This window comes from Ensifer sp. YR511 (assembly GCF_900103045.1).
Classification (GTDB): Bacteria; Pseudomonadota; Alphaproteobacteria; order Rhizobiales; family Rhizobiaceae; genus Ensifer; species Ensifer adhaerens.
Genome location: NZ_FNGR01000003.1, coordinates 359,262 through 382,659, shown reverse-complemented (window position 1 = coordinate 382,659; position 23,398 = coordinate 359,262). Strand labels below are relative to the sequence as shown.

Annotated in this window: 20 protein-coding genes; 9 read left to right on the top strand and 11 right to left on the bottom strand. The window is 63.8% G+C overall.

Translation table 11 applies throughout. The features are described from left to right. Positions 1-3 precede the first annotated feature (3 nt). Positions 4-657 carry a S24 family peptidase gene (locus tag BLU15_RS08940; protein ID WP_060581859.1) on the bottom strand — a complete coding sequence of 218 codons (654 nt, stop codon included), beginning with the start codon at positions 655-657 and terminating at the stop codon, positions 4-6. A 187-nt stretch (positions 658-844) separates the two neighbouring features. Here BLU15_RS08940 and BLU15_RS08935 point away from each other — a divergent pair, with 187 nt between their 5' ends. After that, positions 845-1,927, top strand: a complete 1,083-nt coding sequence (locus tag BLU15_RS08935; protein WP_034797145.1) for a calcium:cation antiporter — start codon at positions 845-847, stop codon at positions 1,925-1,927. A 19-nt stretch (positions 1,928-1,946) separates the two neighbouring features. Here the strand turns inward: BLU15_RS08935 and BLU15_RS08930 are convergent, their stop codons facing one another. Further along, on the bottom strand, positions 1,947-2,456 hold the full coding sequence (locus BLU15_RS08930) for a winged helix-turn-helix transcriptional regulator (RefSeq protein WP_060581860.1): 510 nt from the start codon (positions 2,454-2,456) through the stop codon (positions 1,947-1,949). Positions 2,457-2,589: 133 nt separating this feature from the next. Here BLU15_RS08930 and BLU15_RS08925 point away from each other — a divergent pair, with 133 nt between their 5' ends. Beyond that, positions 2,590-3,054, top strand: a complete 465-nt coding sequence (locus BLU15_RS08925) for an SRPBCC family protein (protein ID WP_090295021.1) — start codon at positions 2,590-2,592, stop codon at positions 3,052-3,054. A 68-nt stretch (positions 3,055-3,122) separates the two neighbouring features. On the opposite strand, the gene BLU15_RS08920 is transcribed toward BLU15_RS08925, so the two are convergent. Continuing rightward, on the bottom strand, positions 3,123-3,704 hold the full coding sequence (locus BLU15_RS08920; RefSeq protein ID WP_090295020.1) for a LysE family translocator: 582 nt from the start codon (positions 3,702-3,704) through the stop codon (positions 3,123-3,125). Positions 3,705-3,924: 220 nt separating this feature from the next. On the opposite strand from BLU15_RS08920, the gene BLU15_RS08915 reads away from it, so the two are divergent. After that, positions 3,925-4,809 (top strand): DMT family transporter, encoded by an 885-nt coding sequence (locus BLU15_RS08915; RefSeq protein WP_090295019.1) that lies wholly within the window; start codon positions 3,925-3,927, stop codon positions 4,807-4,809. 26 nt (positions 4,810-4,835) lie between these two features. Here the strand turns inward: BLU15_RS08915 and BLU15_RS08910 are convergent, their stop codons facing one another. From BLU15_RS08910 to BLU15_RS08885, 6 genes are all read right to left on the bottom strand, one after another. Continuing rightward, on the bottom strand, positions 4,836-5,669 hold the full coding sequence (locus tag BLU15_RS08910) for a methyltransferase domain-containing protein (protein ID WP_090295017.1): 834 nt from the start codon (positions 5,667-5,669) through the stop codon (positions 4,836-4,838). A 73-nt stretch (positions 5,670-5,742) separates the two neighbouring features. Then, complete coding sequence (locus tag BLU15_RS08905; RefSeq protein WP_090295016.1) at positions 5,743-6,171, bottom strand: GNAT family N-acetyltransferase; 429 nt, start codon at positions 6,169-6,171, stop codon at positions 5,743-5,745. Positions 6,172-6,336: 165 nt separating this feature from the next. After that, positions 6,337-8,553, bottom strand: a complete 2,217-nt coding sequence (locus BLU15_RS08900) for an FAD-dependent oxidoreductase (protein WP_090295014.1) — start codon at positions 8,551-8,553, stop codon at positions 6,337-6,339. Between the two features lie 11 nt (positions 8,554-8,564). After that, positions 8,565-8,969 (bottom strand): YbaY family lipoprotein, encoded by a 405-nt coding sequence (locus tag BLU15_RS08895; protein WP_162727257.1) that lies wholly within the window; start codon positions 8,967-8,969, stop codon positions 8,565-8,567. 11 nt (positions 8,970-8,980) lie between these two features. Next, positions 8,981-10,189 (bottom strand): acetyl-CoA C-acetyltransferase, encoded by a 1,209-nt coding sequence (locus tag BLU15_RS08890; protein ID WP_034797134.1) that lies wholly within the window; start codon positions 10,187-10,189, stop codon positions 8,981-8,983. A 72-nt stretch (positions 10,190-10,261) separates the two neighbouring features. Next, a complete protein-coding gene (locus tag BLU15_RS08885; protein ID WP_090295012.1) occupies positions 10,262-12,058 on the bottom strand; it encodes an acyl-CoA dehydrogenase C-terminal domain-containing protein in 1,797 nt (598 codons plus the stop codon). A 474-nt stretch (positions 12,059-12,532) separates the two neighbouring features. Here BLU15_RS08885 and BLU15_RS08880 point away from each other — a divergent pair, with 474 nt between their 5' ends. The 4 genes from BLU15_RS08880 (at position 12,533) to BLU15_RS08865 (ending at position 18,780) form a co-directional block, all read left to right on the top strand. Continuing rightward, positions 12,533-16,363 (top strand): peptidoglycan-binding protein, encoded by a 3,831-nt coding sequence (locus tag BLU15_RS08880; RefSeq protein ID WP_090295011.1) that lies wholly within the window; start codon positions 12,533-12,535, stop codon positions 16,361-16,363. 340 nt (positions 16,364-16,703) lie between these two features. Next, positions 16,704-17,630: a sulfite exporter TauE/SafE family protein gene (locus tag BLU15_RS08875; protein WP_034797131.1), complete on the top strand. Its 927-nt coding sequence runs from the start codon at positions 16,704-16,706 to the stop codon at positions 17,628-17,630. Then, the gene (locus BLU15_RS08870) at positions 17,630-18,430 is read left to right on the top strand and encodes a TIGR02186 family protein (RefSeq protein WP_060522335.1); all 801 of its coding nucleotides are present in this window, start codon (positions 17,630-17,632) and stop codon (positions 18,428-18,430) included. The genes BLU15_RS08875 and BLU15_RS08870 overlap by 1 nt, the downstream gene beginning before the upstream one ends. Positions 18,431-18,543: 113 nt before the next feature. Next, complete coding sequence (locus tag BLU15_RS08865) at positions 18,544-18,780, top strand: Lrp/AsnC ligand binding domain-containing protein (RefSeq protein WP_034797129.1); 237 nt, start codon at positions 18,544-18,546, stop codon at positions 18,778-18,780. 51 nt (positions 18,781-18,831) lie between these two features. Here BLU15_RS08865 and pdeM read toward each other — a convergent pair whose 3' ends face one another. Together pdeM and BLU15_RS08855 are read right to left on the bottom strand one after the other, a co-directional pair. After that, entirely contained in the window at positions 18,832-19,557 is a 726-nt protein-coding gene (gene pdeM / locus BLU15_RS08860) for a ligase-associated DNA damage response endonuclease PdeM (RefSeq protein WP_060581904.1), read from the bottom strand. Between the two features lie 114 nt (positions 19,558-19,671). Beyond that, entirely contained in the window at positions 19,672-22,218 is a 2,547-nt protein-coding gene (locus tag BLU15_RS08855; RefSeq protein WP_034797128.1) for a ligase-associated DNA damage response DEXH box helicase, read from the bottom strand. Positions 22,219-22,326: 108 nt separating this feature from the next. Between BLU15_RS08855 and BLU15_RS08850 the strand changes: the two genes are divergently transcribed. Together BLU15_RS08850 and BLU15_RS08845 are read left to right on the top strand one after the other, a co-directional pair. Continuing rightward, entirely contained in the window at positions 22,327-22,830 is a 504-nt protein-coding gene (locus BLU15_RS08850) for an Rrf2 family transcriptional regulator (RefSeq protein WP_060522333.1), read from the top strand. Positions 22,831-22,864: 34 nt separating this feature from the next. Then, positions 22,865-23,329, top strand: coding sequence for a carboxymuconolactone decarboxylase family protein (locus tag BLU15_RS08845; protein WP_034797125.1), 465 nt, complete (start codon positions 22,865-22,867; stop codon positions 23,327-23,329). Positions 23,330-23,398 lie beyond the last annotated feature (69 nt).

The following is a 23,398-nucleotide window of genomic DNA, read 5'->3' as shown; positions in this document are numbered from 1 at the left end:
GTCCTATTGGCTGGCCCAGATAATTCGGGCGATCCATTCGATCTGGCTGGTCTCGAAGCTCCGGTTCGGATGCTCGGGATTGAGCGATAGAAGTTCGATCACACGCGGCGTCTGGCGCGTGAGCACCTTTGCCATGACCTCGCCCTCCTGCGTCTTCACCACAACCCGATCGCCACGCCGGATCGGCGCGCCGGGGTCGACGATCAGGATGTCGCCGTCGCGGTAGAGCGGCAGCATGCTGTCTCCCTGGACCCCGAGCGCATAGGTGCCGCTGCGCTTTTCCGCATCCGTCGGAAAGTCGATGACGTCCCAGCCCTGACCGGCGGGAAAGCCGCCATCGTCGAAGTAGCCGCCGGCACCCGCCTGGGCAAAGCCGATCAGCGGGATCGTGGCAGCGGCCACCGGCTCGGAAGGCGCTGGGACCCCCTCCGGCTGCAGTAGGCTGGTGAACTGGTCCATGGTGGCGCCCGTCGCCCCCAGCACCTTGGCGATCGATTCTGTCGAGGGCCAGCGCTCGCGCCCGTCGGCGGAGCGACGTTTGGATTTGTTGAAGGAGGTCGGGTCGAGGCCGGCACGGCGCGCGAGGCCGGACGGCGAGAGCTGGTGGCGCTCGGCCAGGGTGTCGATAGCGTGCCAGATCGTGCCGTGAGACAACATGACGAGAGATCCAGGCCGGGCAGGCGGCCACTTGCTGCTTTGGTTCCCGGCCACACTACCGAAACGCTGCAGGGCGGTAAAGAATCGGGAGGAAAATAGTCCTCTTTCCGTCATTTGATTTGCGGGACGCGGCCCCTATAGTTCCGGTGATGGGCAGGACAGGCTTTCGGTGGAGGGCGTTTTGTTGATGCGCATGAAAGCGGAACGCCTGCTGATCGTCGCCATGCTTGCCGCGGTCGCCGGGCTTGCGCTCGAAGATCGCCTGCTTGAGATGGGGCGCCTCGCAACGCTTCTCGGTGCCGCCGGTCTGGTGGTTGCGATCGTGCTTGCATCGCTGCGGGTGTCGCATCACGCCGAGGTTCTGGCATCCAAGGTCGGCGATCCCTATGGCACGATGATCCTCACGCTCTCGGCGGTGCTCGTCGAAGTCGTCGTTCTGGCGATCATGATGACCAGCGAGACCTCGCCGACGCTGGTGCGCGACACGATCTATGCGGCCGTCATGCTCGACATCAACGGCATCCTGGGCCTCGCAGCCCTTCTCGGAGGTCTGAAGCACGGCGAACAGCCCTATAATGACGATTCCGCCCGCACCTACAGCGTGATGATCCTGACGGCGATGGGGATTTCTATGATCGTGCCGGAATTCGTGCCGGCGGCGAAATGGCATCTCTACTCGGCCTTCACCATCGGCGCGATGATCACGCTCTACGCCCTGTTCCTGCGCATGCAGGTGGGCGTGCACAGCTACTTCTTCAGCTACAGCTATCCGAAGGCGAAGGGCGAGGGGAGCGCGAGAGAGGGCGGCCCCGACCAGCCGGTGTTGCCGTCGATCGTGATCCTGATCCTCGGCATCGTGCTGATCGGTGTGCTGGCGGAAGTGATGTCGTCGCTGCTGACATCGGGCTTGAAAGGGAGCGGTGCACCGCCGGCTGTCACGGCCATCGTCGTCGCGGCGATTTCCGCCTCTCCGGAGATCATGACCGCCATGCGCGCCGCTCTCGCAAATCGCATGCAGGCGGTCGTCAATATCGCGCTCGGCGCTTCGCTTTCGACCGTCATCCTGACGGTGCCGGTGATGGAGGCGATCGCGCTCTATACCGGCCAGCCGTTCCTGATGGCGATGTCGCCGGTGCAGACGGTGATGGTGACGATCACGCTGATCGTTGCCGCGATCAACCTCAATGACGGCCAGACCAACGCCATCGAGGGCATGACGCATTTCGTGCTGTTTGCCACCTTCGTCATGCTCTCGGCGATCGGGCTCTGAACCGGCCGCCGGGCGAGCGTCAGGCCGTCGCCTTTTCCTGCGCCTTCCTGGCGACCACCTCTTCATAGGCGGCCTGGAGCGTGGCGCGCACCCGCGGCGGGCCATCGAGCGGCATCCCCAGATGGTCGTGCCGCAGCTCGTCCATGAAGCGATCCCAGAGCGCAGGGCCGCCGTTCTCCATGAGTTCGGCGCGAATGCTGAGCTCTTCGCTGACCGGCAGGTAGCGCCGTCCCCAGGCACCGAGCTGGGCCATGATCGGCACGAGTGCAATCGTCATTTCCGTCAGGCTGTAGATCGCCTTCTGCTTGTGCGTGGGGTCGTCGCGCTTCGTCAGCATTCCCTGTTCGACCAGCATCTTCAGCCGATCCGCAAGGATATTCGATGAGATACCCTCCTGCGATCGCAGCAGCTCCCGGAAGTGCCGTTTGCCGCCGAAGATCATGTCGCGAATGATCAGCAGGCTCCATTTGTCGCCGAACACTTCGAGCGAAAGATTGATCGGGCAACCCGAGCGCATGTCGTCCTTCATTGGCACCTCTTTAAAACCGCTTGCATTATCGCATCACTGACGCTAACGTTCAACTGATTTCAAAATTATAGCAGTTCATAATCGAAACCAGTTGTGTATAAGCCATCAATTTCCAACCCAGAGGAGGCAGGACATGATCGACAGATCCGTGGAACATTCGAGCTTCACCATTGAACGCAACTTCAAGGCGACACCGGTTGAGGTGTTCAGGGCGTTCTCGGAGCCAGCCGCAAAGGAGCGCTGGTTCGTCAACGTCGAAGCCGGGGCGCAGATCACCCACGACTTCCGCGTCGGCGGCCGCGAAAGCGGTCGCTTCAGCGTGGACGACGGGACGACCTATTACGACGATACCGTCTATCTCGATATCGTCGAGAACCGCCGGATCATCTTTGCCTATACGATGACGCAGAACGACAGGCGGATTTCTGCCTCCGTCGCCACGGTCGATATCCAGCCTGCGGGCACCGGAACGCGCCTCGTCTTTACCGAACAGGTGGCCTTCCTCGACGGGCTCGACAAGCTCGAGTACCGCCGCGGAGGCTGGGAAGAGTTGATGGGGGCGTTGGCCAAGGAACTCGGCGAGGCGGTTGCTGCCTGAGGCACAACGTTTGGCCGCGCATAGCGATCGATTCCCGGAGGACACGTGCTGGTCCTCCGGGATTTTTGCTAGTGCATGGCGGCGATCGCGCTGCCGGCGATGCCGACGGAGAAGAGCGTGAGGCAGACGGCGGCGATCCGGCGCGGCAGGTGCGAAGCCGAAAGACCCTTGGACATCTGCACCAGCAGGGCGCCGGCCCCGATCCAGGTCGACCCGGCGGCGATGACCAGCAGGGAGAAGCCGGCGATCCAGGGCCAGACGGCTGCCAGTCCTGTCTGCGGCAACAGCACCAGGGCGACGATCAGGGCTTTCGGATTGAGCAGCGTCGTGAGGAAGACTTGTCGGATGGAGATGACGACACCTTCGCTGCGCTCGGCATCGGTCGTCCAGAGCGCATAGGCGAGGTAGAGAACCCAGCAGGCGGCAATGAGCCTCAGCGCCAGGCCGAGGTTCGGATGGGCGGCAAGGAACGGTGCGAGCAACGCGACGGCGGGAATGATCACCGCGAGATAGCCGCCGAGCTCGCCGGTCAAAAGCGGCAGCGACCGGCGAAGCCCGGCCGATGCGCCGGAGAGCCAAAGCAGCGTATTCGTCGGACCGGGCGTCGCGAGCAGGACGAGGGCGGCAAGGGCAAAGGCGAGCGGCTGCATGTCGTTGGGACCCGAGTTTCATGGTCGTTATCGCTGCCTTCTAGCAGCGGCGCAAGCGCCGGTTCTTGATCTCCATCAAGCTTGCTGTCCGATCCGTGGTGCAAGCCACCCCAAGAAATCGCCACAGCGCCGCCCCGACATGCCCCTTCCGCGCCCGTCGCGGCCGCGCTATCAGACGGGCTCCGCCGCTTCTCCTCCCGCCGGCGTGATCGAGGCTCCCATGAACAAGACCGTCCTGTCAGGCATCGTCATGACGACGTTTTCCTATTTCCTGTTTTCGCTGCAGGATGCGTCGGTCAAATGGCTGGTCGTCGGCTACTCGGTCTGGCAGATCCTGTTTACCCGCAGCATCACCATTCTCCTGCTCTGCCTTGTGATCGGTCGCGGCAAGCTGGTGCGCAGCGCCATCTCGTCGCCGGTGATCAAACCGCTCTTCGTGCGCAATCTTTTGCTGCTCGCTGCGTGGCTTTCCTATTTCAACGCGGCGCGCGACCTCGGCCTGGCGGAGATGACCACCCTTTACTACGCCGCGCCGATCATCGTGACGCTGCTTGCTGTACCGATCCTGAAGGAGGACGTTCCGCCGATCCGCTGGTTCGCCGTGTTCATCGGTTTCGTCGGCGTGCTCATCGCCTGCGATCCGCTCGGCACCGGCATGAAACTGTCGCTGCCGGTGTTCCTGGCGCTTATCGCCGCCGTCTTCTGGGCGATCGGCACGGTGATGCTGCGCAAGACGGCACTTCAGGAAACGACCCTGGTGCAGATGACGATCTCCAACGTCTTTTTCATCGCCATGACCGGGCTTGCCGTCGGCTTTTTCTGGACACCGCCGGCGCTCTTCGACGTCGCGCTGATGGCCGGAACCGGCGTCATCGCCGGCATCGCCCAGTACGCGCTGTTCGAGGGCATGCGCCGGGCACCGATCTCGGTGATCGCGCCGTTCGAATATACCTCGCTCGTCTGGGCCTTCGGGCTCGGCTTCCTGATCTGGGGCGACGTTCCGGCCACCAACGTCTTTGCCGGCGCCGGGCTGATCTTTGCGGCTGGCCTGCTGATCATCGTCGGCGAACGACTGGCGCATCGGCGCGCCGGTGCCGCCGCTTAGAGATACGGGACGGACGGAAATCGTCGTCATGCTTGGATGACGAGCGCCTCGGGAACACGGCCGGTCAGCCGGAAGAACATGTGTGAGGTCACGAGCACGTTTGGGTCGGCAAGATGCTGGTCGAGTGCTTCCAGATCGGCATCGAGCTCGGCCTGGCCGATGAAGCCTTCGGCGACAAGCCCGCCGCGGACATTGTCGATGAAATCCCGAAGGATCGGCCGGCGGTCGTGACCCGGCGGATAGACATGCTCGACCGCGTCGACGGATATCGCCTCGATACCGGCGTTCCGGAACAGACGATGCAGCCGGCGACCGATATTGAGGTCGATGCCTCTGGCGGCGGAATAGGCGACATAGGCGGCAAGCAGCCGGTCCCAGGCGGCAAGCGGCGGATCGCAGATATGTCCGAGGAAATCGGCCTCGAAGCTCGCGATCCAGCCACCCGGCCGTACCAATGACACCATTTCGAGCACGATCAGCTCTGGCCGCGGCACGTTGACGAGCACCAGCCGCATATGAGCGCCGTCGAAGGAACGGCGCGGCAGGCCTGTCGCATAGGCATCGCCCTCGCGCACATCCACCTGGGGGAGCGCATGGCCGGCAACGAAACGGCGGGCGAGTTCGACAAAATTCGGATCGCGTTCGATGCCGAGCACCGATCCGTTTGGCCCGACGCGTTTGCCAAGTAGGTGCAGAACCCCACCGGGGCCGCAGCCAAGATCGACGACGCGTTCGCCCGGCCGGATTCCGACCCGTTCGAGCTGCTGGTCGGAATCAGGGGCGAGATTGGCAATCTGTCGTTTCAGGCGTTCTTCTTCGGGCCCGGCGCGCCCAAGAAGATAGAGATCAGGCTCGCTCATGGCGTGTCCCCCTCTGACCTCGCGGAGGATGCGCCTGCGCGCGAAGAGCGTCAATCAGAAGATGCTGATAAGCTTAACGCGCGTCAGACGTCATGAAGCGCCGCTCGGCGGTTTCTTCATAGATCACAAGACCTTCGCGGCGGTAGAACGCCACCGCCGGATTGGTCGTCAGCACGCTGAGCTGCACGGGCAGGCCGATCGCCCTTGCTTCACCGAGCACTTGGCGAAGCGCGATCGCACCGTAGCCGCACTTCTGGTGACCGGGCGCGACGTAAAGCTTGTTCACCCAGAAATGGTCCTCGCGCCGCGTGACAGATACGCAGCCGACATCCTCGTGCCCCACGGCGATGATGCGATGCTCGCCGAGGATGAGTGCATCCGCCAGCCGAGGCCGCCAGCTGCCCCAAAGCGCGATCGCATAGTTGCGCATGCAGGCTTCTTCCAGCCAGTGCAGATAGGGTTCGTCGCCGGGGACGGCGGGGCGGAGGGCGGCTTTGGTCATGGCTTCGTCATGGAGTGTGGTTCAATCCGCGCAGGCCTAGCACCACAACCGTAACAGAGTGATGGCGGCCGGGTGGGCGCTAAGCCGGCAAGGGCCTCGAGCAGGCCGTGCTCAAACGAAAACAGGCCCTCGAGGGGGCCTGCTTCCAATGCTATTGAGCGAACCTTACGCCGCCTGCTTCTTCTCGCCGTAGGGGTCGAAGCGGCCGTAGAAGGTCTCGCCGCGTTCGGCCATTTCCTTGAGGAGTGCCGTCGGCTTGAAGTGGTTGCCATAATCCTTGGCGAGCGTCTCGCACATCTCGACGAAGGCCTTCACGCCCATGCCGTCGATGTAGGAGAGCGTGCCGCCGGTGTAGGGAGCAAAGCCGAAACCGAGGATCGAGCCGACGTCTGCTTCGCGCGGATCGGTGACGATGCCTTCTTCCATGGTGCGGGCCGCTTCGAGCGCGATCGTCGCGAGAAGCCGCTGCTTCAGCACCTCGACATCGATCTTGTCTGCGTTCTTCTGCGGATAGAGGGTTTTCAGCTCCGGCCACAGATACTTCTTGGCGGGCTTGGCCGGATACTCGTAGAAGCCCTTGCCGTTCTTGCGACCGCGACGGTCGAGATCGTCGACCATCTTGTTGATCAGCGCCAGGTGCTTGGGATCGACAGCCTTTTCGCCGAGGTCGGCGACGGTGGCCTTGAGGATCTTCTGGCTGAGGTCGATCGCCACTTCGTCGTTGAGCGACAGCGGGCCGACCGGCATGCCGGCCATCTTGGCGGCATTTTCGATCATCGCCGGCGGCACGCCTTCGATCAGCATGTCATAGGCTTCGTGGATGTAGCGGAAGACGCAACGGTTGACGTAGAAGCCGCGGGTGTCGTTGACGACGATCGGCGTCTTCTTGATCGCCGCGACATAGTCGAGTGCCACGGCGAGCGCCCTGTCGCCGCTCTCCTTACCGAGGATCACTTCCGTCAGCATCATCTTCTCGACTGGTGAGAAGAAGTGGACGCCGATGAACTGGCCCGGGCGCTTGGAGTTCTTGGCAAGACCGGTGATCGGCAGCGTCGAGGTGTTGGAGGCAAAGATCGCGTCTTCGGCAATCACCGCTTCCACCTTCTCGATCACGTCCTTCTTGACCTGGCGATCCTCGAACACCGCTTCGACGACGAGGCCGGCGGTCTTCAGGTCATTGTAGTCGGCCGAAGGGGTGATACGGGCAAGCAGCGCCTCGCCCTCTTCCTTGGTCAGGCGGCCCTTGCCGATCGAATCCTTGACCAGGCCTTCCGAATGCGCCTTGCCCTTTTCGGCCGCTTCCATGTCGCGGTCGATCAGCGTCACCGCAATGCCGGCAGCAGCCGTCACATAGGCGATCGAGGCGCCCATGAAGCCGGCGCCGACGACGCCGACATGCTTGAATTCGGACTTCGGCACGCCGGCCGGACGACGGGCGCCCTTGCCGAGTTCCTGCATCGAGACGAACAGCGAGCGGATCATCGAGAAGGCTTCGGTCGTCTGAAGGATCTCGGTGAAGTAGCGCTGCTCGATCTTGAGCGCCGTGTCGAACGGTACCTGCAGGCCTTCATAGACGCACTTCAGGATCGCGACGGCGCCCGGATAGTTGCCGTAGGTCTCGCGGCGCAGGATGCCGGAAGCGGCCGGCCAGAGCTGGGCCGAAGCCGGCGTCCAGATGCCGCCGCCCGGAACCTTGTAGCCCTTTTCGTCCCACGGCTGGACCGGCTTCAGGCCGTTCTTGATCATCGCCTTGGCCGCGTCGACCAGCTTGTCGGCATCGACGACTTCATGCACCAGGCCAAGCGCCTTGGCGCGGGCTGCCGTCAGCGACGAGCCTGTCGTCATCATCTGCAGCGCGTCCTGCGCATTGGTCAGGCGCGGCACGCGCTGGGTGCCGCCGGCGCCCGGGAAAATGCCGACCTTGACTTCCGGCAGCGCGATCTTGACCGACTTGGAATTCGACGCGACACGGCCGTGGCAGGCGAGCGAAAGCTCGAAGGCGCCGCCCATGCAGGTGCCGTTGATCGCCGATACCCATGGCTTGCCCGAGGTTTCGAGCTTGCGGAAGAGCCCGGTCATGCGGCCAACGAGGTCGAAGAGCTTCTGGGCGGCGTTATCCGGATCCTTCTTCTTTTCTTCCTGCTGGAAGGTGAACATCGACTTGATCATCGAAAGGTCGGCGCCGCCGGAGAAGCTCGACTTGCCGGACGTAAAGACGACGCCCTTGACCGCTGCGTCGGCCGTGGTCTGGTCGACGATGGCGTTGAGCTCTTCCATCACCTCCTGAGTGAAGACGTTCATCGACTTCTCAGGCATGTCCCAGGTGACGAGCGCGATGCCGTCAGCGTCGGTCTCGATCTTGAAATTGGTATACTTCGTCATGGTTCTCCCCCTCAGTAGAGAATGGGTTCGATCTGCAGCGAGACGTTCGATCCGCCGCTGTAACGTTGCTTGCTGGTGTTGGTGGCGATCAGCCGGCCGTCGCGCTCGACGCGGATGGTGAAGCCCGCGTCGACAGCCTTGTCGAGTTCGGGCTTCGGCACCTGCAGCACGAAGGGCACGCGGGTGGCCTTGCCGTCGCTGACGACCGAAGTCTCGGCGATCAGCTTGGCGGCGACGTCCATCACGCCCTGCTCTTCGAGCCGGATCGTGACGGTGCCGGCCGGAACCGGGCCGCTCGCGACATTGGAGATCGCACCGGTGAGCGTGAAGCTGTCGCCGCCTTCCTCCTCGTCGGAGACGCAGCCCGCGGCTGCAAGCAGCCCCAGGCCCATCACTCCGAGAAGGGTGCGGCGCATCACGTCCATCGTCAGACCCTTTCGATGATCGTGGCCGTGCCCATGCCGGCGCCGATGCAGAGCGTGACGAGCGCGGTGTTGAGATCGCGGCGCTCCAGTTCGTCGAGCACGGTGCCGAGGATCATCGCGCCGGTTGCGCCGAGCGGATGGCCCATGGCGATCGCGCCGCCGTTGACGTTGATCTTGTCGTGCGGGATGTCGAAGGCCTGCATGTAGCGCAGCACGACGGCCGCGAAGGCTTCGTTGAGCTCGAAGAGGTCGATGTCCGACAGCTTCATGTCGGCGCGCTTCAGAAGCTTCTCGGTGACGTCGACCGGGCCGGTCAGCATCAGTGCCGGGTCGGAGCCGATGTTGGCGAAGGCGCGGATGCGGGCGCGGGGCTTCAGGCCCATGCTTTCGCCGCCGGCCTTGGAGCCGAGCAACACGGCAGCAGCGCCATCGACGATGCCCGAGGAGTTGCCGGCGTGGTGCACGTAGTTGATCTTCTCAATTTCAGGATGCGCCTGGATGCCGACGGCTTCGAAGCCGCCCATTTCGCCCGGCATCTGGAAGGACGGGTTGAGCGAAGCGAGCGCCTGCATGTCGGTGCCCGGACGCATGTGCTCGTCGCGGTCGAGGATGGTCAGGCCGTTCTGGTCCTTGAAGGGCACGACGGACTTCTTGAAGTAGCCCTGTTCCCAGGCGTGCGCCGCACGCTTCTGGCTTTCGACCGCATAGGCGTCGACGTCGTCGCGGCTAAAACCGTACTTGGTGGCGATCAGGTCGGCCGAAACGCCCTGCGGCATGAAGAAGGCCGGCAAGTTGACCGAGGGGTCCATGAACCAGGCGCCGCCCGACATGCCGAGGCCGACGCGCGACATCGATTCAACGCCGCCGGCAATCACGATGTCGTCGGCGCCTTGGGCGATCTTGGCTGCGCCAAAGTTGACGGCGTCGAGGCCGGAGGCGCAGAAGCGTGAAATCTGCATGCCAGGCGCACGGGTCGAATAACCGGCTTCGAAGGCGGCAGCCTTCGGGATCACCGCGCCTGCGTCCATCACAGGATCGACGCAACCCATGATGATGTCGTCCACGGTCGAGGTGTCGAGGTCGTTGCGGTCACGCACCGCTTCCAGCATCTTGGCTGCCAGGCGAACGGACGGCACTTCGTGCAGCGATCCGTCCTTCTTGCCACGGCCGCGCGGTGTGCGCACGTGGTCGTAAACGAAGACTTTCGTCATGTCTCATCTCCCTTTCGGCAGCACCGTCAGGTGCTGCCCGTCAAAACATTTTAGATCGAACCCGCGGCGGGATTAGAAAGCGGCCGCATCAAGCGCCATTAGCGTGTCGGCGCCGGTTTCGATGCGGGCCTTGCGCAGGGCCGTTTCCGGCAGGATCCTTTCCATGAAGAAGGTCGCGGTGATCAGCTTGTTCTTCAGATAGTCTGCGCGCGCCGTTTCGCCAGAGGCAAGCTTTTCCTCGGCGGTCTTGGCGATCTTCGCCCACATGTAACCAAGGACGACGAGACCGAAGAGGTGCATGTAGTCGGTCGAGCCGGCGCCGGCATTGTCGGGCTTGGCCATCGCGTTCTGCATGAACCACATGGTGGCCGCCTGCAGGTCGTTGAGGCCCTTCTTCAGCGCCTTGGTATAGGCGGCGAGCTTTTCGTTGCTGCGGTTTTCCTCGCAGAAATCGCCGATCTCCTTGAACAGCGCCATGACGGCGCGGCCGCCGTTGAGGCCTAGCTTGCGGCCGACGAGGTCGAGCGCCTGGATGCCGTTTGCGCCTTCATAGATCATCGCTATGCGGGCATCGCGGACATACTGGCTCATGCCGTGTTCTTCGATGTAGCCATGACCGCCGAACATCTGCTGCGCCATGACGGCATGGTCGAAGCCCTTGTCGGTAAGTACGCCCTTCAGGATCGGCGTCATCAGGCCGAGGAGGTCGTCGGCCGTCTGGCGGTCGGCATCATTGTCGGAGCGGTGGGCGATGTCGGACTTGAGCGCGGTCCAGAGCGTGAAGGCGCGGCCGGCTTCGTTGAAGGCCTTGATCGTCATCAGGGTGCGGCGCACGTCCGGATGCACGATGATCGGGTCGGCCTTCTTGTCCGGCGCCTTCGGGCCGGAGAGCGAACGGCCCTGGATGCGGTCGCGCGCATAGTTGGCGGCATTCTGGTAGGCGATTTCAGCAATCGAGAGACCCTGCAGGCCGACGCCGAGGCGCGCCTCGTTCATCATCACGAACATGGCGTTGAGGCCCTTGTTCTCCGTGCCGATGAGATAGCCCTCGGCCTCGTCATAGTTCATGACGCAGGTCGAGTTGCCGTGGATGCCCATCTTGTGTTCGATCGCGCCGCAAGAAACACCGTTGCGTTCGCCCGGCTCGCCGGCGGCATCAAGCTTGAACTTCGGTACGATGAACAGTGAAATGCCCTTCACACCCTCGGGCGCGCCCTCAATGCGGGCGAGCACCAGATGGATGATGTTGTCCGACATGTCGTGTTCGCCGGCAGAGATGAAGATCTTCTGGCCGGAGATCTTGTAGGCGCCGTTGCCGGTGGGCACTGCCTTCGTGCGCAGGAGGCCGAGGTCCGTCCCGCAATGCGGCTCGGTGAGATTCATCGTTCCGGTCCAGGTGCCGGCAACCATCTTCGGCAGGTAGGCCTGCCTCTGCTCGTCCGTGCCATGCACGAGGATCGCGGCGATCGCGCCCTGGGTGAGGCCCGGATACATGGTCAGTGCCATGTTGGCCGACGACATGTATTCGCCGACGGCGGTGTGCAGCGTATAGGGCAGGCCCTGGCCACCGAATTCTTCGGGCACGGCAAGGCCAAGCCAGCCGCCTTCGCGGTAGAGGTCGAAGGCTTCCTTGAAGCCCTTCGGCACGCTGACCGAACCGTCGTCGCGACGCTTGCAGCCTTCCTGGTCGCCGGAAAGGTTGACCGGAAACAGGGCTTCTTCGGCAAGCTTGGCAGCTTCGCCGACGATCGCTTCGATCATGTCGGGCGTCGCATCGGCAAATCCGGGCAGGTTGTTGTAGCGCTCGATGCCGAGCACGTCGTTCAGGATGAAGAGGGTATCGTCGACCGGAGCCTTGTAGATGGGCATTCTTTCCTCGCCTTTGGTGCTTCGGGCTGCCGTCTCTCGTCGTCGACGCCCGGTTGCAGGATGCGCCGCCATCCTCATTGATTCCAGGGCATCGTCTCCCTCCCGTGCTTCCACGGGACAGCGGGATGCTCCAGGGCGGTCTCGCATCGTTGGCCGGATGCTACAAAATTTTGACGTTTGCGTAAACGTCAAAAATTGCGTGTCGTGCAGTTTGGTGGTGTGTGGGGGAGGTCGGCGGCACCGCGGCGCCTCAACTTCGCACGATCCTGCCAAATCGTTAAAAAATCATCCGCAGGTTAACCGCTTGTTTACCACGTTTCGTGAAAGGTGCGTGTTGAGATGGTCAAAGCTGCAACCTGTCCTGGCGTCGCATCGTTGTAGTTTTGCCCGCGTCGGAAGCGCCACAGGGGTGAAGAAAGCAGTTTTCTTCCGTGACGACTTTCGAGATGGCCGACGACAGGGGCGAAGAACAACATGAGCGGATTGCGATCAAATCCTCAGCGCGCAGGCAGCCAGTCCTATAGCGAGCGGCCGTCGCTCGACGCCTTGAACCGCACCATCGAAGGACTGGAGGCGCGGATCGAAGGCCTGATGAGCGGCACGGCCCGCGACCCGGCGCCAAGGCCGCCCGAGCGCCAGCCCGCCCGCGAACCCGTGCGGGAAACGGCCTCGCCCCGCGATGCCGTCGCCGAAATCATGCAGCGCCAGCGCAGCCTCAGCACCTCGCGCGAGCGCCCGACGCTTCGCGACCGGATGCCGCAGCGCGAGCCGGAACGTTATGCCCCCGAACGACCTGTTTCCGAGCGCCCGATCTCCGATCGTTACGTCGAAGAGCCGCGCCAGCAACCGCTTCACAACCAACCTCCGCGGCCCGCCTCCGCGGTCAACGATATCGCCGAAGCGCTTGTCGGTTTGCGCCAGGACCTGAAGCGCGACATCACTGACGGCCTGACGCGCGAGATGAATTCGCTGCGCACCGAAATTCGCGGCATCAAGGCGCAGGCGCAGGATCACAGCTTTGCCGAAGACGTGCGCGGCGACATGCAGCGCCTTGCCGAAAGCATCCAGCATCTCGGCCGCCAGGCATCGCCCGCCCAGGCCGATGCGCTGCGCGGCGATTTTGACGACCTGCGCGCGATGATCGACGGTCTCGCGCGCGAAGACAGCATGCGCCGGATGGAAAACCGCTGGAGCGGTGTCGAAGACCGGTTGATCGCCTTTGATCAGAACCGCGACGACGAACTGGTCGCGCTCGCCTATCGCCTGGACGAAATCAAGTCGCAGATCGGCTCGCTCCAGGGAAGCTCCGCCGTCGACGCGCTGGAAGACAAGCTGATCGCCGTCGCCCAGGCGATCGAAATGCTCGGTCGCCAGATCCAGCCGGACGATCGCCGCCTCGTCTCGCAGTTTGCCGATCTCGACAGCCGTCTCGACGAAATCAGCCGCGCCATCGCGGCCAACACTCGCACGACGTCCGGGCTGGATTCCGGCTTTGTCAATCGCCTGGAAAGCCGGCTTGGCGATCTCTCCCGCCAGATCGACAGCCTGTCGCGCCCGAACGACGGCGGGCTCGGTGCGCGCCTCGAAGCCTTGACCGTCCGGGTCGAGGATCTCGCCGGTGAAAAGGCGGCTGCCCGCTTGGAAGAGCGGCTGGACCAGCTGTCGCTGATGATGGAGCGCAGCAGCAGGACCGCGCAGTCAGACCTCAACGATTACCTGTCGGACATTTCCCGCAAGATCGAAGCTCTCGACCAGGGCAGCGTCAACGATGCGCTCGCCGAGCGGCTGGACTATCTCGCCCGCCGGATTGACGAGCTTGACACCCATGGCGCCCAGCCCGCGTCCGATCCGCGCTTCGACCGGCTGGAAGATCGCCTGGTCGGTATCGCGCAGCGTCTGGAAGAGACCTACGCCGCGCCGTTCGACGACCGCGCAGCACTTCAGAATCTTGAAGCCCAGATTGCCAACCTGTCGACGCTGGTCAGCCAGCCGCGGGCGGACGTCGCCCAAAGCGCCATGCCCGTCGACTACGAAAGCCGCATGACCGCGCTCGAGGACTATTTCTCGACCAGCGACGAGTACATCGTGGAAGCCGCGCGCCAGGCCGCCGAAGCTGTGATGGAAGCCTATTCCAAGAACGGTCCTTCGCAGGCCTCCGCCGGTGGCGATCTGGCAGCGATCTCGGCACTCGCCGAAGACTTGAGGACGCTTGAGGACTTGAGCCGCTCCAGCGAAGAGCGGACTGCGCGCACCTTCGAGGCGCTGCACGAAACGCTCGTCCACATTGCCGACAAGCTGGAGCGCATCGAAAACCGCGAGCCGGCAATGGCGGCGCAGCCTGCCATGGCGGTGGTGCGCGAAGCGGCTCAGATGCCGCGCGCCGCACAGCCGGAGTTCCACGACCCCTTCGGTGGCGGCGATCTTGATGATCGCTACGACGACCTGCAGCGCAATGTCCGTGCCCTCCAGGCAGAGGACCAGGCCGTCGCGGTTCAACCCGCCGAACCGGCAACAGCCCTTGCCGACGATGCGCAGATTTCGACCGTCGAGCTCGAAGAAGAGCGCGAGCCGGCTGCCGCCGCCCGCACCGGCCTGCTCGCCGGCCTCACCCGGCGCTTTTCCGGCAAGCGCTCGGAACCGGCGCCGGAACAGGCACGCAAGCTCGTAGAGCCGACCCCGTCGATCGATCCCTCCGAAATGCTCGCGCCGGAAGAAGCGAACCAGCTGCTCGAGCCGGGCTCCGGCGTTCCCGACGTGAAGAAGATCCTGGAACGCGTGCGCGCCGGGCAGATGAACAAAGCAGGCATCCAACCGGCCGATGGCGACAAATCGGACTTCATCGCCGCCGCCCGCCGCGCCGCCCAGCTTGCCGTCGAAGAGACCGACACCCTCAACAAGACCGGCGAAAAGGCCGCGACGTCCGGCATCGGCGGCGCCTTCGCCCGCCATCGCCGGCCGATCCTCATGGCCGTCGGCGCCGTCCTTTTGGCGATCATGTCTTACCCGCTGGTCAGCTCGATGCTGAACAAGGACGAGATGCCGGTCGAACCGGTCGCGGTCATCGAGCAGACGGTCACTCCGCAGGCAGCCGAGTTCAAGGCCGCCGACGACCATCTGGTGCAGGGCACGACCGTCGCGGCGCAGGAAGCACCGGTTACCGAGTCTGAGACGGCCGTTGCGACACCGCTCGATTCCGTCGAAACGCCCGTGAAGCTTCCCGAGGCCTCGATCGCGGTGACGGCAACGACCGTGCCGACGACCACCTTTGCAACGCCCGAAGACAAGGCGCCGATGCTTGCGCCCGTCGCCGAGACGCCGACGCCGGTCACCGAGTTCCAGCCGGCTCCGGCCGCAGCGTCGCCGGTGGCGAACGCTTCGCTCGCCAGCGCGCCGGCCGATGGCGCCGCGATGACCCCGGCGACGACAGCTGCTGCCGCTGTGCCCACCGACGTCGTGTTGCCGGAAGGTTTCGGTCCGGTCGCGCTGGTGACCGCGGCCAAGGGCGGCGACCCGCTCGCCTTCTACGAAATCGCCGTGCGCTTCACCGAGGGCCGTGGTGTTCAGGAAAACATGGCTGAAGCCGCCAAATGGTATCAGCGCGCCGCCGATGCCGGTGTCGTGCCGGCACAGTACCGCCTCGCGACCCTCTACGAGAAGGGCACCGGCGTGACGCGCGACGCGGCGAAGGCGAAGGCGCTCTATATCGCTTCCGCTGGCCAGGGCAACGCCAGCGCCATGCACAACCTCGCGGTGATGCTGGCAAGCGGCCGCGATGGCGCGCCTGACTTCAACGAGGCAACGAAGTGGTTTGCGAAGGCGGCCGAGCTCGGCATCCGCGACAGCCAGTTCAACCTTGCGGTTCTCTACGCCCGTGGCAACGGCGTGCCGCAGGACCTGACGGAATCCTACAAGTGGTTCTCGGCGGCTGCCCGCGAAGGCGATCTCGATGCCGGCGCCAAGCGCGACGAAGTTGCCAAGGCGATGAAGCCGGAGCAGCTCGAAAGCGCCAAGGCCAAGGCGGAAGCCTGGAAGGCTGAGCCGGTCGACGCCAAGGCAAACAGCGTCGACGTTCCGGATGCCTGGGTTGGCCCGGCCAACAAGACCGCCAGCGTCGACATGAGCAAGGCGGTCCGCAACATCCAGGCGATCCTCAACAACAACGGCTTTGACGCTGGCAAGCCGGATGGCCAGATGGGCAAGAAGACCGTCGCCGCCATCAAGGCCTTCCAGAAGTCGGTCGGCCAGGAGCCGACGGGCGAAATCACCGAGCAGCTGGTCAAGGAATTGCTGAAGCGCAATTCCTGACCCTTGGGCCTTGCGCCGTAATAAAGCCGCAGAGCCGGGCGACACGGGTTGCGGGTGGCGCAGCCATCCGCCATGTGGCTGAAAAGGTTGAAATCTCGGGCTGCTGCATAATTCCTTAATCGGAATCGGGCTAAGGAAGAACCGATGCAGCAATCAAGGTCCGATTCGTGGCCTTGGCACGTCCTGGCGGAAGCGCAACGCTGCAGGAGTGCATGACGGAGGCCGCCTCGCCCTCGGGAGAGGTGCCGGCCCTTCGAATATTCCCTCAATCGTGGTGATTTGATTGCCACACTGACTGGTTCGCCCGCATCGCGGGCCGTTGGCATATCGAGGTCCCGGCGTGTCGATTTATCTGCCCATCGCAGAGTTGTCGGTGAACATACTCATCATTCTCGGTATGGGCGCCGCAGTCGGCTTTCTGTCCGGCATGTTCGGCGTCGGTGGCGGGTTCCTGATCACCCCGCTCCTGATCTTCTACAATATTCCTCCCGTCGTAGCGGTAGCGACCGGTGCCAACCAGGTGGTGGCCTCGTCGATTTCGGGGGCGATCACGCATTTCCGGCGTGGCACGATCGACATCAAGCTCGGCACGGTGCTCTTATGCGGTGGTCTTGCCGGCGCGACCGTCGGCGTCTGGCTGTTCTCGCTGCTGCGTCGCCTCGGCCAGCTCGACCTGGTGATCTCGCTGCTTTACGTCGTGCTGCTCGGCACCGTTGGCGGCCTGATGCTTTGGGAGAGCGTCGTCGCCATGCGCAAGGCGGCCAAGAACCAGCAGACGACCTTGCGTCGCCCTGGCCAGCACAACTGGGTGCATGGCCTGCCCTTGAAGATGCGCTTCAAGAAATCGAAGATCTACCTGAGCGTCATCCCGGTTGTCGCCCTCGGCTTCTGCATCGGCATCCTGACCTCGGTCATGGGTGTCGGCGGCGGCTTCATCATGGTGCCGGCGATGATCTATCTCCTGCGCATCCCGACCAACGTCGTCGTCGGCACGTCGCTGTTCCAGATCATCTTCGTTTCGGCCTACACGGTCATCGTCCAGGCTTCGACCAACTACACCGTCGATATCGTGCTCGCCTTCGTACTGATGATCGCCGGTGTCATCGGTGCCCAATACGGCGTACGCGTCGGCCAGAAGCTGCGCGGCGAACAGCTGCGCGCATTGCTGGCCTTGCTTGTTCTTGCCGTCGGCATCCGTCTGGCAATCGAGCTCATCATTCCGCCGAAGGACGTCTATTCGGTCGTATCCGCGGGGTTCGGTTTCTGATGATCCGCCTCGCCCGCACAGCTCTCGCTCTCCTTGTTCTGGCTTTCGCCGCCCCGGCGCAGGCAGCCATCCAGGACGAGAATGCCGACTTCACCGAGAAGCTGGAGATCGGCATCTCCACCGACGAGATCGCCATCACTTCCGATTTCCGCGGCGCCGACCTGACGATCTTCGGCGCCGTCGACGGCTTCGATCAGGGCCTGCTGGCCCAGGGGCGCTACAACATCGTCGTCAGCCTCGAAGGGCCCAAGGACAACGCGACGGTGCGTAAGAAGGAGCGCGTCTTCGGCATCTGGGTGAACACCAGCTCCATGACCTTCGAGCTGGTGCCTGAATCCTATTCGCTGTCGTCGACGCGCGATATCGAGACGATCGCGCCGCCCGGCGAGATGGGCAACATGGGCATCGGCGTCGACCACATGCGGCTGGTGCCGCTCGGCTTCGTGGGTGACGGCAGCAATCTCGGCGAATTCCGCAACGCCTTCCGCCGCATCCGCGAGACCAGCGGCGTCTACGAGCGCGATCCCGGCGGCGTGCAGTTCATCAGCTCCAGCCTCTTCAAGGCCTCGGTGCGCTTGCCGGCCAACGTGCCGAACGGCGTGCATGTGGTTCGCGCCTATCTCTTCCGTGACGGCGTCTTCGTCGCCGCCAAGGCGCTGCCGCTGCGTGTCGTCAAGACCGGCCTGGAACAGTTCATCACCCAGGCGGCACACCAGCAGCCGCTGCTCTATGGCCTCATGGCCGTGCTGCTCGCCGTCATCACCGGCTGGGGCGCCAGCGTGATCTTCCGCAAGGAATAGTGACGGGCGATCTTCGCCGACGTTTCCTTTTGCGCGCCGGAGCGCTATGGAAAGGCATGCCGAATGCGTTTCATCAGCGCATGCCATGGCAAATAAAAAACAGAGGAAGCTCGATGAAACCGATTTTTGTCCAGTTGCAGTGCGCTCCCGGCAAGACCTACGAGGTTGCCGACGAGATCTACCGCAAGGAGATCGTTTCGGAGATGTATTCGACGAGCGGCGATTACGACCTGATCATCAAGGTCTATATCGAAGAAGGCCAGGACATCGGCAAGTTCATCAACGACAACATTGCCACGGTGCCGGGCATCTCGCGCTCGCTGACGACGCTGACCTTCAACGCCTTCTGATTACCGGCGGATCCCCGGCGCGGGAGAGCCGCGCCGTTTTCCCCGCCCTCTTCAGGCGATGAGATTGGCAAAGCGAACCGAATAGATCCGGTCGCGCCCGAGCATATGGGCGACAAGCTTGCTGCGGTCGAAGAGGCCGGTCATCGCCCGGTGCCTGAGATCGAGCCCGCCAGTGGTGACCCCGAAAGCCGGCATCAGCATGCGCGTGCCATCGGTCGCAAAGCAAGCGCGGCGCACCGCTCTTTCCCGTCTTACCACCGTTGCAGCCGGATGCAGGTGCCCGGCGATCTCGCCGACGGCATCGCCGCGCTTCGGCTCGTGCCGGAAGGTCAGGCCCGCATGGCCGAGTTCGTCCATCGAGGCGCCCGGCAGGCCGAAAGCGCCGTCCGGGTCGTGGTTGCCGTTGATCCAGACCCATTCGCGCCCATGCGCCATGGCGGCAATCATGTGCCGGAAATCATCGGGCATTGCCGCCGAACCGACGCGGTCATGGAAGTTGTCGCCGAGGCTGATGACGAACTTCGGGTCGTGCCGCGCGATCGCCGCTTCAAGCACGCGCAGCGTCGCCAGCGTATCGTAAGGCGGCAAAAGCATGCCGCGGCGGGCAAAGGCGGAGCCTTTCTCCAGATGCAGGTCGGAGACGACCAGCGTGCCCGTCTCCGGCAGGTAGAGGCTACCGAGCGGATCGCAGATCGCGATGACGCCGTTGACGATTGTCTGGGCATGGAGGAGGGGGGCAGTCGTCTGGGCCGAGAGGGCGTGGGCGAGGCGATGCATGGTCACGGTCTCGCACATTGTGTTGCGAGGATAATACCCCCCTCTGGCCGGCAGGCCAGAGGGGGGTAACCCGCCGACATCGACAGACTGCTCATTCTCGAAACCATTTTCCTATCAATCCACATCCAGACCGCCCATCGCCTCGTGGATCAGGTCGTCGGCGGCTTCCGACAGCAGGAAGTCCTGCGCTTCGCCCTGGACCATTTCCTTGCCGATCTCCAACATGACGGGCACCGCCAGCGGCGAGATCCGGTCGAGCCGTCGATGCGTGATGTGGCCCTTGATTCGCTTCAGCATATCCCCGAGGCGGGCGATGTCCAAAAGCCCCGTCGCCGCATCGTTGCGGGTCGCTTCGAGCAGCAGGTGATCCGGCTCGTGCGCGTGCAATACGTCGTAAATGAGGTCTGCCGAGACCGTCACCTGCCGGCCGGTCTTTTCCTTGCCGGGATGGCGCTGGTCGATGAGGCCGGCGATGACGGCGCAGTTGCGGAAGGTCCGTTTGAGCAGGAAGGATTCGTTGAGCCAGGCTTCGAGGTCGTCGCCGAGCATGTCCTCGTCGAAGAGATCGGCAAGCGCGCCGCGCCTGAGCTCGAAGGTGGCCCCGAGGTCGTCGAGCGCCCAGACCGCCAGCGAGTAATCGGTGGCGACGAAACCGAGCGGTTTCAGCCCGGCGCGATCGAGCCGGCGGGTAAGCAGCATGCCGAGCGTCTGGTGCGCCAACCGCCCTTCGAAGGCATAGATGACCATGTAATGGCGGCTGCCGCGCGGAAAGGTCTCGATCAGAAGCTCGTCCTCGCGCGGCAGCATCGAGACGTCCTTCTGCAAGGACAGCCAGTCGCGCACCTGTTCCGGCAGCGCTGCCCGGCGCGCTGGATCGGCAAGCATCCTGCGGACCTGCTCGGCGAGATAGGTCGACAGCGGAAACTTGCCGCCAGCATAGCTCGGCACCTTGGGATCGAAGGTAAAGGCCTGGCTGACCAGGCACTCGTTTTCGCGGATGCCCTCGAAACGCAGCACCTTGCCGGAGAACATGAAGGTGTCGCCCTGCGAGAGCATTTCGAGAAAATACTCTTCGACCTTGCCGAGCGGCATGCCGCCGCGGCCAAGCGAGCCGCGCGCGTTGCGCTTGACCAAACGCACGTTGAGCATCGGCGATTCGACGATGGTGCCGACGTTCAGCCGGTACTGTTGCGCCACCAGCGGATTGGAGACGCGATAGAGCCCGTCCTTGGTCTTGCGGATGCGGGCATAGCGCTCGTAGGTCTTCAGCGCATAGCCGCCGGTCGCAACGAAATCGATGACGCGCTCGAAGGTCTCCCAGGCGAGCGTCGCATAAGGCGAGGCGGTGGTGATTTCATCGAACAATGCGAGCGGATCGAAAGGCGCGGCGCAAGCCATGCCGAGCACGTGCTGGGCGAGCACGTCGAGAGCGCCTTTGCCGACGGGTGGCGTGTCCTGCGCGCCGATATAGTTGGCGTCGAGTGCGGCCTGGCATTCCATCACCTCGAAGCGGTTGGCCGGCACCAGGATCGCCTTCGACGGTTCGTCCATGCGGTGGTTGGCGCGGCCGATGCGCTGGGCAAGGCGACTCGCGCCCTTCGGTGCGCCCACATGCACGACGAGATCGACATCGCCCCAGTCGATGCCGAGGTCGAGCGTCGAGGTCGCAACGACCGCCCGAAGGCGGTTCTCGGCCATCGCCGCCTCGACTTTGCGGCGCTGGGCGACGTCGAGCGAACCGTGATGCAGCGCGATCGGCAGGTTGTCGTCGTTGATCGTCCAGAGCTCCTGGAAGAGCAGCTCCGCCTGGCTGCGGGTGTTGACGAAGAGCAGGGTGGTGCCGTGCTCCTTGATCGCTTCGTAGACATCGGCGATGGCGTAGCGTGCCGAGTGCCCGGCCCAAGGCACATGCTCCTCGGTCTTCAGAATGGAGATCTGCGGCTTGGCCCCGCCCTGGACCTGGACGAGACCGGCATGGTTGTGCGCGTCCGGCTCTTGCGGCGCCAGCCAACGCTGCAGATCCATCGGGTCAGCGACCGTTGCCGAAAGGCCGATCGTCTGCAGGCCGGGCGCCAGCCGGCGCAGCCGCGCCAGACCGAGGGAGAGAAGATGGCCGCGTTTGGAGGTGACGAGCGAATGCAGCTCGTCAAAGACGACGTAGCGCAGGTCCTTGAAGAAGCGTTGCGCCTCGCCGTTGGCGAGCAGCAGCGCGAGTTGCTCCGGCGTCGTCAGCAGAATGTCGGGCGGATTGAGTTTTTGTCGCTGACGCTTGGCGGTCGGCGTATCGCCCGTACGGTTTTCGACGCGCACAGGCAGTCCCATTTCGCCGACCGGTTTCATCAGGTTGCGCTCGATATCGACGGCGAGCGCCTTCAGAGGCGAGATGTAGAGCGTGTGGATGCCGACGAAGGCTGCGCCCGGCGGGATCTTGCCGCGCCGGGTGAGATCGACCAGCGAAGGCAGGAAGCCGGCGAGCGTCTTGCCAGCGCCGGTCGGCGCGATCAGCAGCGTGCTTTCCCCGGCCTCGGCGCGGGCGAGCAGCTCCAGCTGGTGCGCACGCGGCCGCCAGCCCTTCTCGCCGAACCAGCGCAGAAAGGGAGCGGGCAGGGTCAGGGCATCGCCCTGCGGCTCTCTGGAATCGATCCTGTTCACGGAGAACAAAGGTAGATCAAATCCGCCAAAAGAGAAGCCTGTCCGATGGGTGCAATCACAGGCATTGACTCGCGGTCTAATCATAGACAAAAATTATCCACGATTAAGGAGCCGCCCATGAAACTCGGTGACGGGGTCGAGCAGGCCATTCACAGCGTGACGATGCTGAGCTGTCTTCAGCCCGGCAGCACCCTGTCGGCGGCCGCTCTTGCCGAGTTCCATGGCGTCTCTACGAGCTATCTCTTGAAGCACCTGCAGGCGATGTCCGGTGCCGGACTGCTGGAGGCAGTTCCGGGTCCTAAGGGCGGTTACCGGCTCGCGAAGACGCCGGAGAAGATTACCTTGCTCGATATCGTGCTTGCGGTCGAAGGCCCGGAGCCGGCGTTCCGGTGCAACGAGATCCGGCTGCGCGGTCCCAATCCCTATGCCTGCAAGCCGACCGCGCCCTGCACCATCAATGTTGCGATGCTGAGAGCCGAGCAGGCCTACCGCACCGAACTCAGGCGCGTGACCATCGCCAGCATCCTGGATGACCTCAACGCGAAGGATGACGGCAGCGTATGGGCGCGAACCGAAGCCTTTCTGGCGATCAACGAGCGCAAATCGTCCGCCAGCGCCTGACCCCCATCAACCCGTTAAGCCCAAGGAGAAGTCCATGCAGCCGCGTTTCAACTTCGTTCAAGCCGCTCCCGATGCCTACAAGGCCGCGGCCGCCTTCGACAGCTACATCGTCAAGGAATCCGGCCTGGAGCCGCGGCTGATCCACTTGATCAAGCTGCGCGCCTCGCAGATCAACGGCTGCGCCTATTGCATCGACATGCATGTGAAAGAGGCGCGCCACACCGGTATGAGCGAGCAGTGGATTCACCTGATCTGCGCCTGGCGGGAATCGCCGATCTATGACGCGCGTGAGCGCGCCGTGCTCGCTTGGACGGAATCGCTGACCAACCTTGCCCAGACCGGCGCACCCGACGCGGATTTCGAGCCGCTGCGCGCGCACTTCAGCGAGGCTGAAATCACCAAGATCACCATGGCGATCGGCGTCATCAATGTCTGGAACCGTGTCGCTGTCGGCCTGCGCTCGCAGCATCCGGTCGATCAGCCGGTCAAGGCCGCCTGATATCGCGTGAGGAACCTCCAGCTAGCCCCGAGGTCCGCTTCGGGGCTAGCTGCTCTGCATCCTAGAGCA

Coding starts and splice junctions, on each gene's coding strand:
- BLU15_RS08940 (WP_060581859.1), bottom strand. CDS start 657: ATGTTGTCTCACGGCACGATCTGGCACGCTATCGACACCCTGGCCGAG.
- BLU15_RS08935 (WP_034797145.1), top strand. CDS start 845: ATGCGCATGAAAGCGGAACGCCTGCTGATCGTCGCCATGCTTGCCGCG.
- BLU15_RS08930 (WP_060581860.1), bottom strand. CDS start 2,456: ATGAAGGACGACATGCGCTCGGGTTGCCCGATCAATCTTTCGCTCGAA.
- BLU15_RS08925 (WP_090295021.1), top strand. CDS start 2,590: ATGATCGACAGATCCGTGGAACATTCGAGCTTCACCATTGAACGCAAC.
- BLU15_RS08920 (WP_090295020.1), bottom strand. CDS start 3,704: ATGCAGCCGCTCGCCTTTGCCCTTGCCGCCCTCGTCCTGCTCGCGACG.
- BLU15_RS08915 (WP_090295019.1), top strand. CDS start 3,925: ATGAACAAGACCGTCCTGTCAGGCATCGTCATGACGACGTTTTCCTAT.
- BLU15_RS08910 (WP_090295017.1), bottom strand. CDS start 5,669: ATGAGCGAGCCTGATCTCTATCTTCTTGGGCGCGCCGGGCCCGAAGAA.
- BLU15_RS08905 (WP_090295016.1), bottom strand. CDS start 6,171: ATGACCAAAGCCGCCCTCCGCCCCGCCGTCCCCGGCGACGAACCCTAT.
- BLU15_RS08900 (WP_090295014.1), bottom strand. CDS start 8,553: ATGACGAAGTATACCAATTTCAAGATCGAGACCGACGCTGACGGCATC.
- BLU15_RS08895 (WP_162727257.1), bottom strand. CDS start 8,969: ATGCGCCGCACCCTTCTCGGAGTGATGGGCCTGGGGCTGCTTGCAGCC.
- BLU15_RS08890 (WP_034797134.1), bottom strand. CDS start 10,189: ATGACGAAAGTCTTCGTTTACGACCACGTGCGCACACCGCGCGGCCGT.
- BLU15_RS08885 (WP_090295012.1), bottom strand. CDS start 12,058: ATGCCCATCTACAAGGCTCCGGTCGACGATACCCTCTTCATCCTGAAC.
- BLU15_RS08880 (WP_090295011.1), top strand. CDS start 12,533: ATGAGCGGATTGCGATCAAATCCTCAGCGCGCAGGCAGCCAGTCCTAT.
- BLU15_RS08870 (WP_060522335.1), top strand. CDS start 17,630: ATGATCCGCCTCGCCCGCACAGCTCTCGCTCTCCTTGTTCTGGCTTTC.
- BLU15_RS08865 (WP_034797129.1), top strand. CDS start 18,544: ATGAAACCGATTTTTGTCCAGTTGCAGTGCGCTCCCGGCAAGACCTAC.
- pdeM (WP_060581904.1), bottom strand. CDS start 19,557: ATGCATCGCCTCGCCCACGCCCTCTCGGCCCAGACGACTGCCCCCCTC.
- BLU15_RS08850 (WP_060522333.1), top strand. CDS start 22,327: ATGAAACTCGGTGACGGGGTCGAGCAGGCCATTCACAGCGTGACGATG.
- BLU15_RS08845 (WP_034797125.1), top strand. CDS start 22,865: ATGCAGCCGCGTTTCAACTTCGTTCAAGCCGCTCCCGATGCCTACAAG.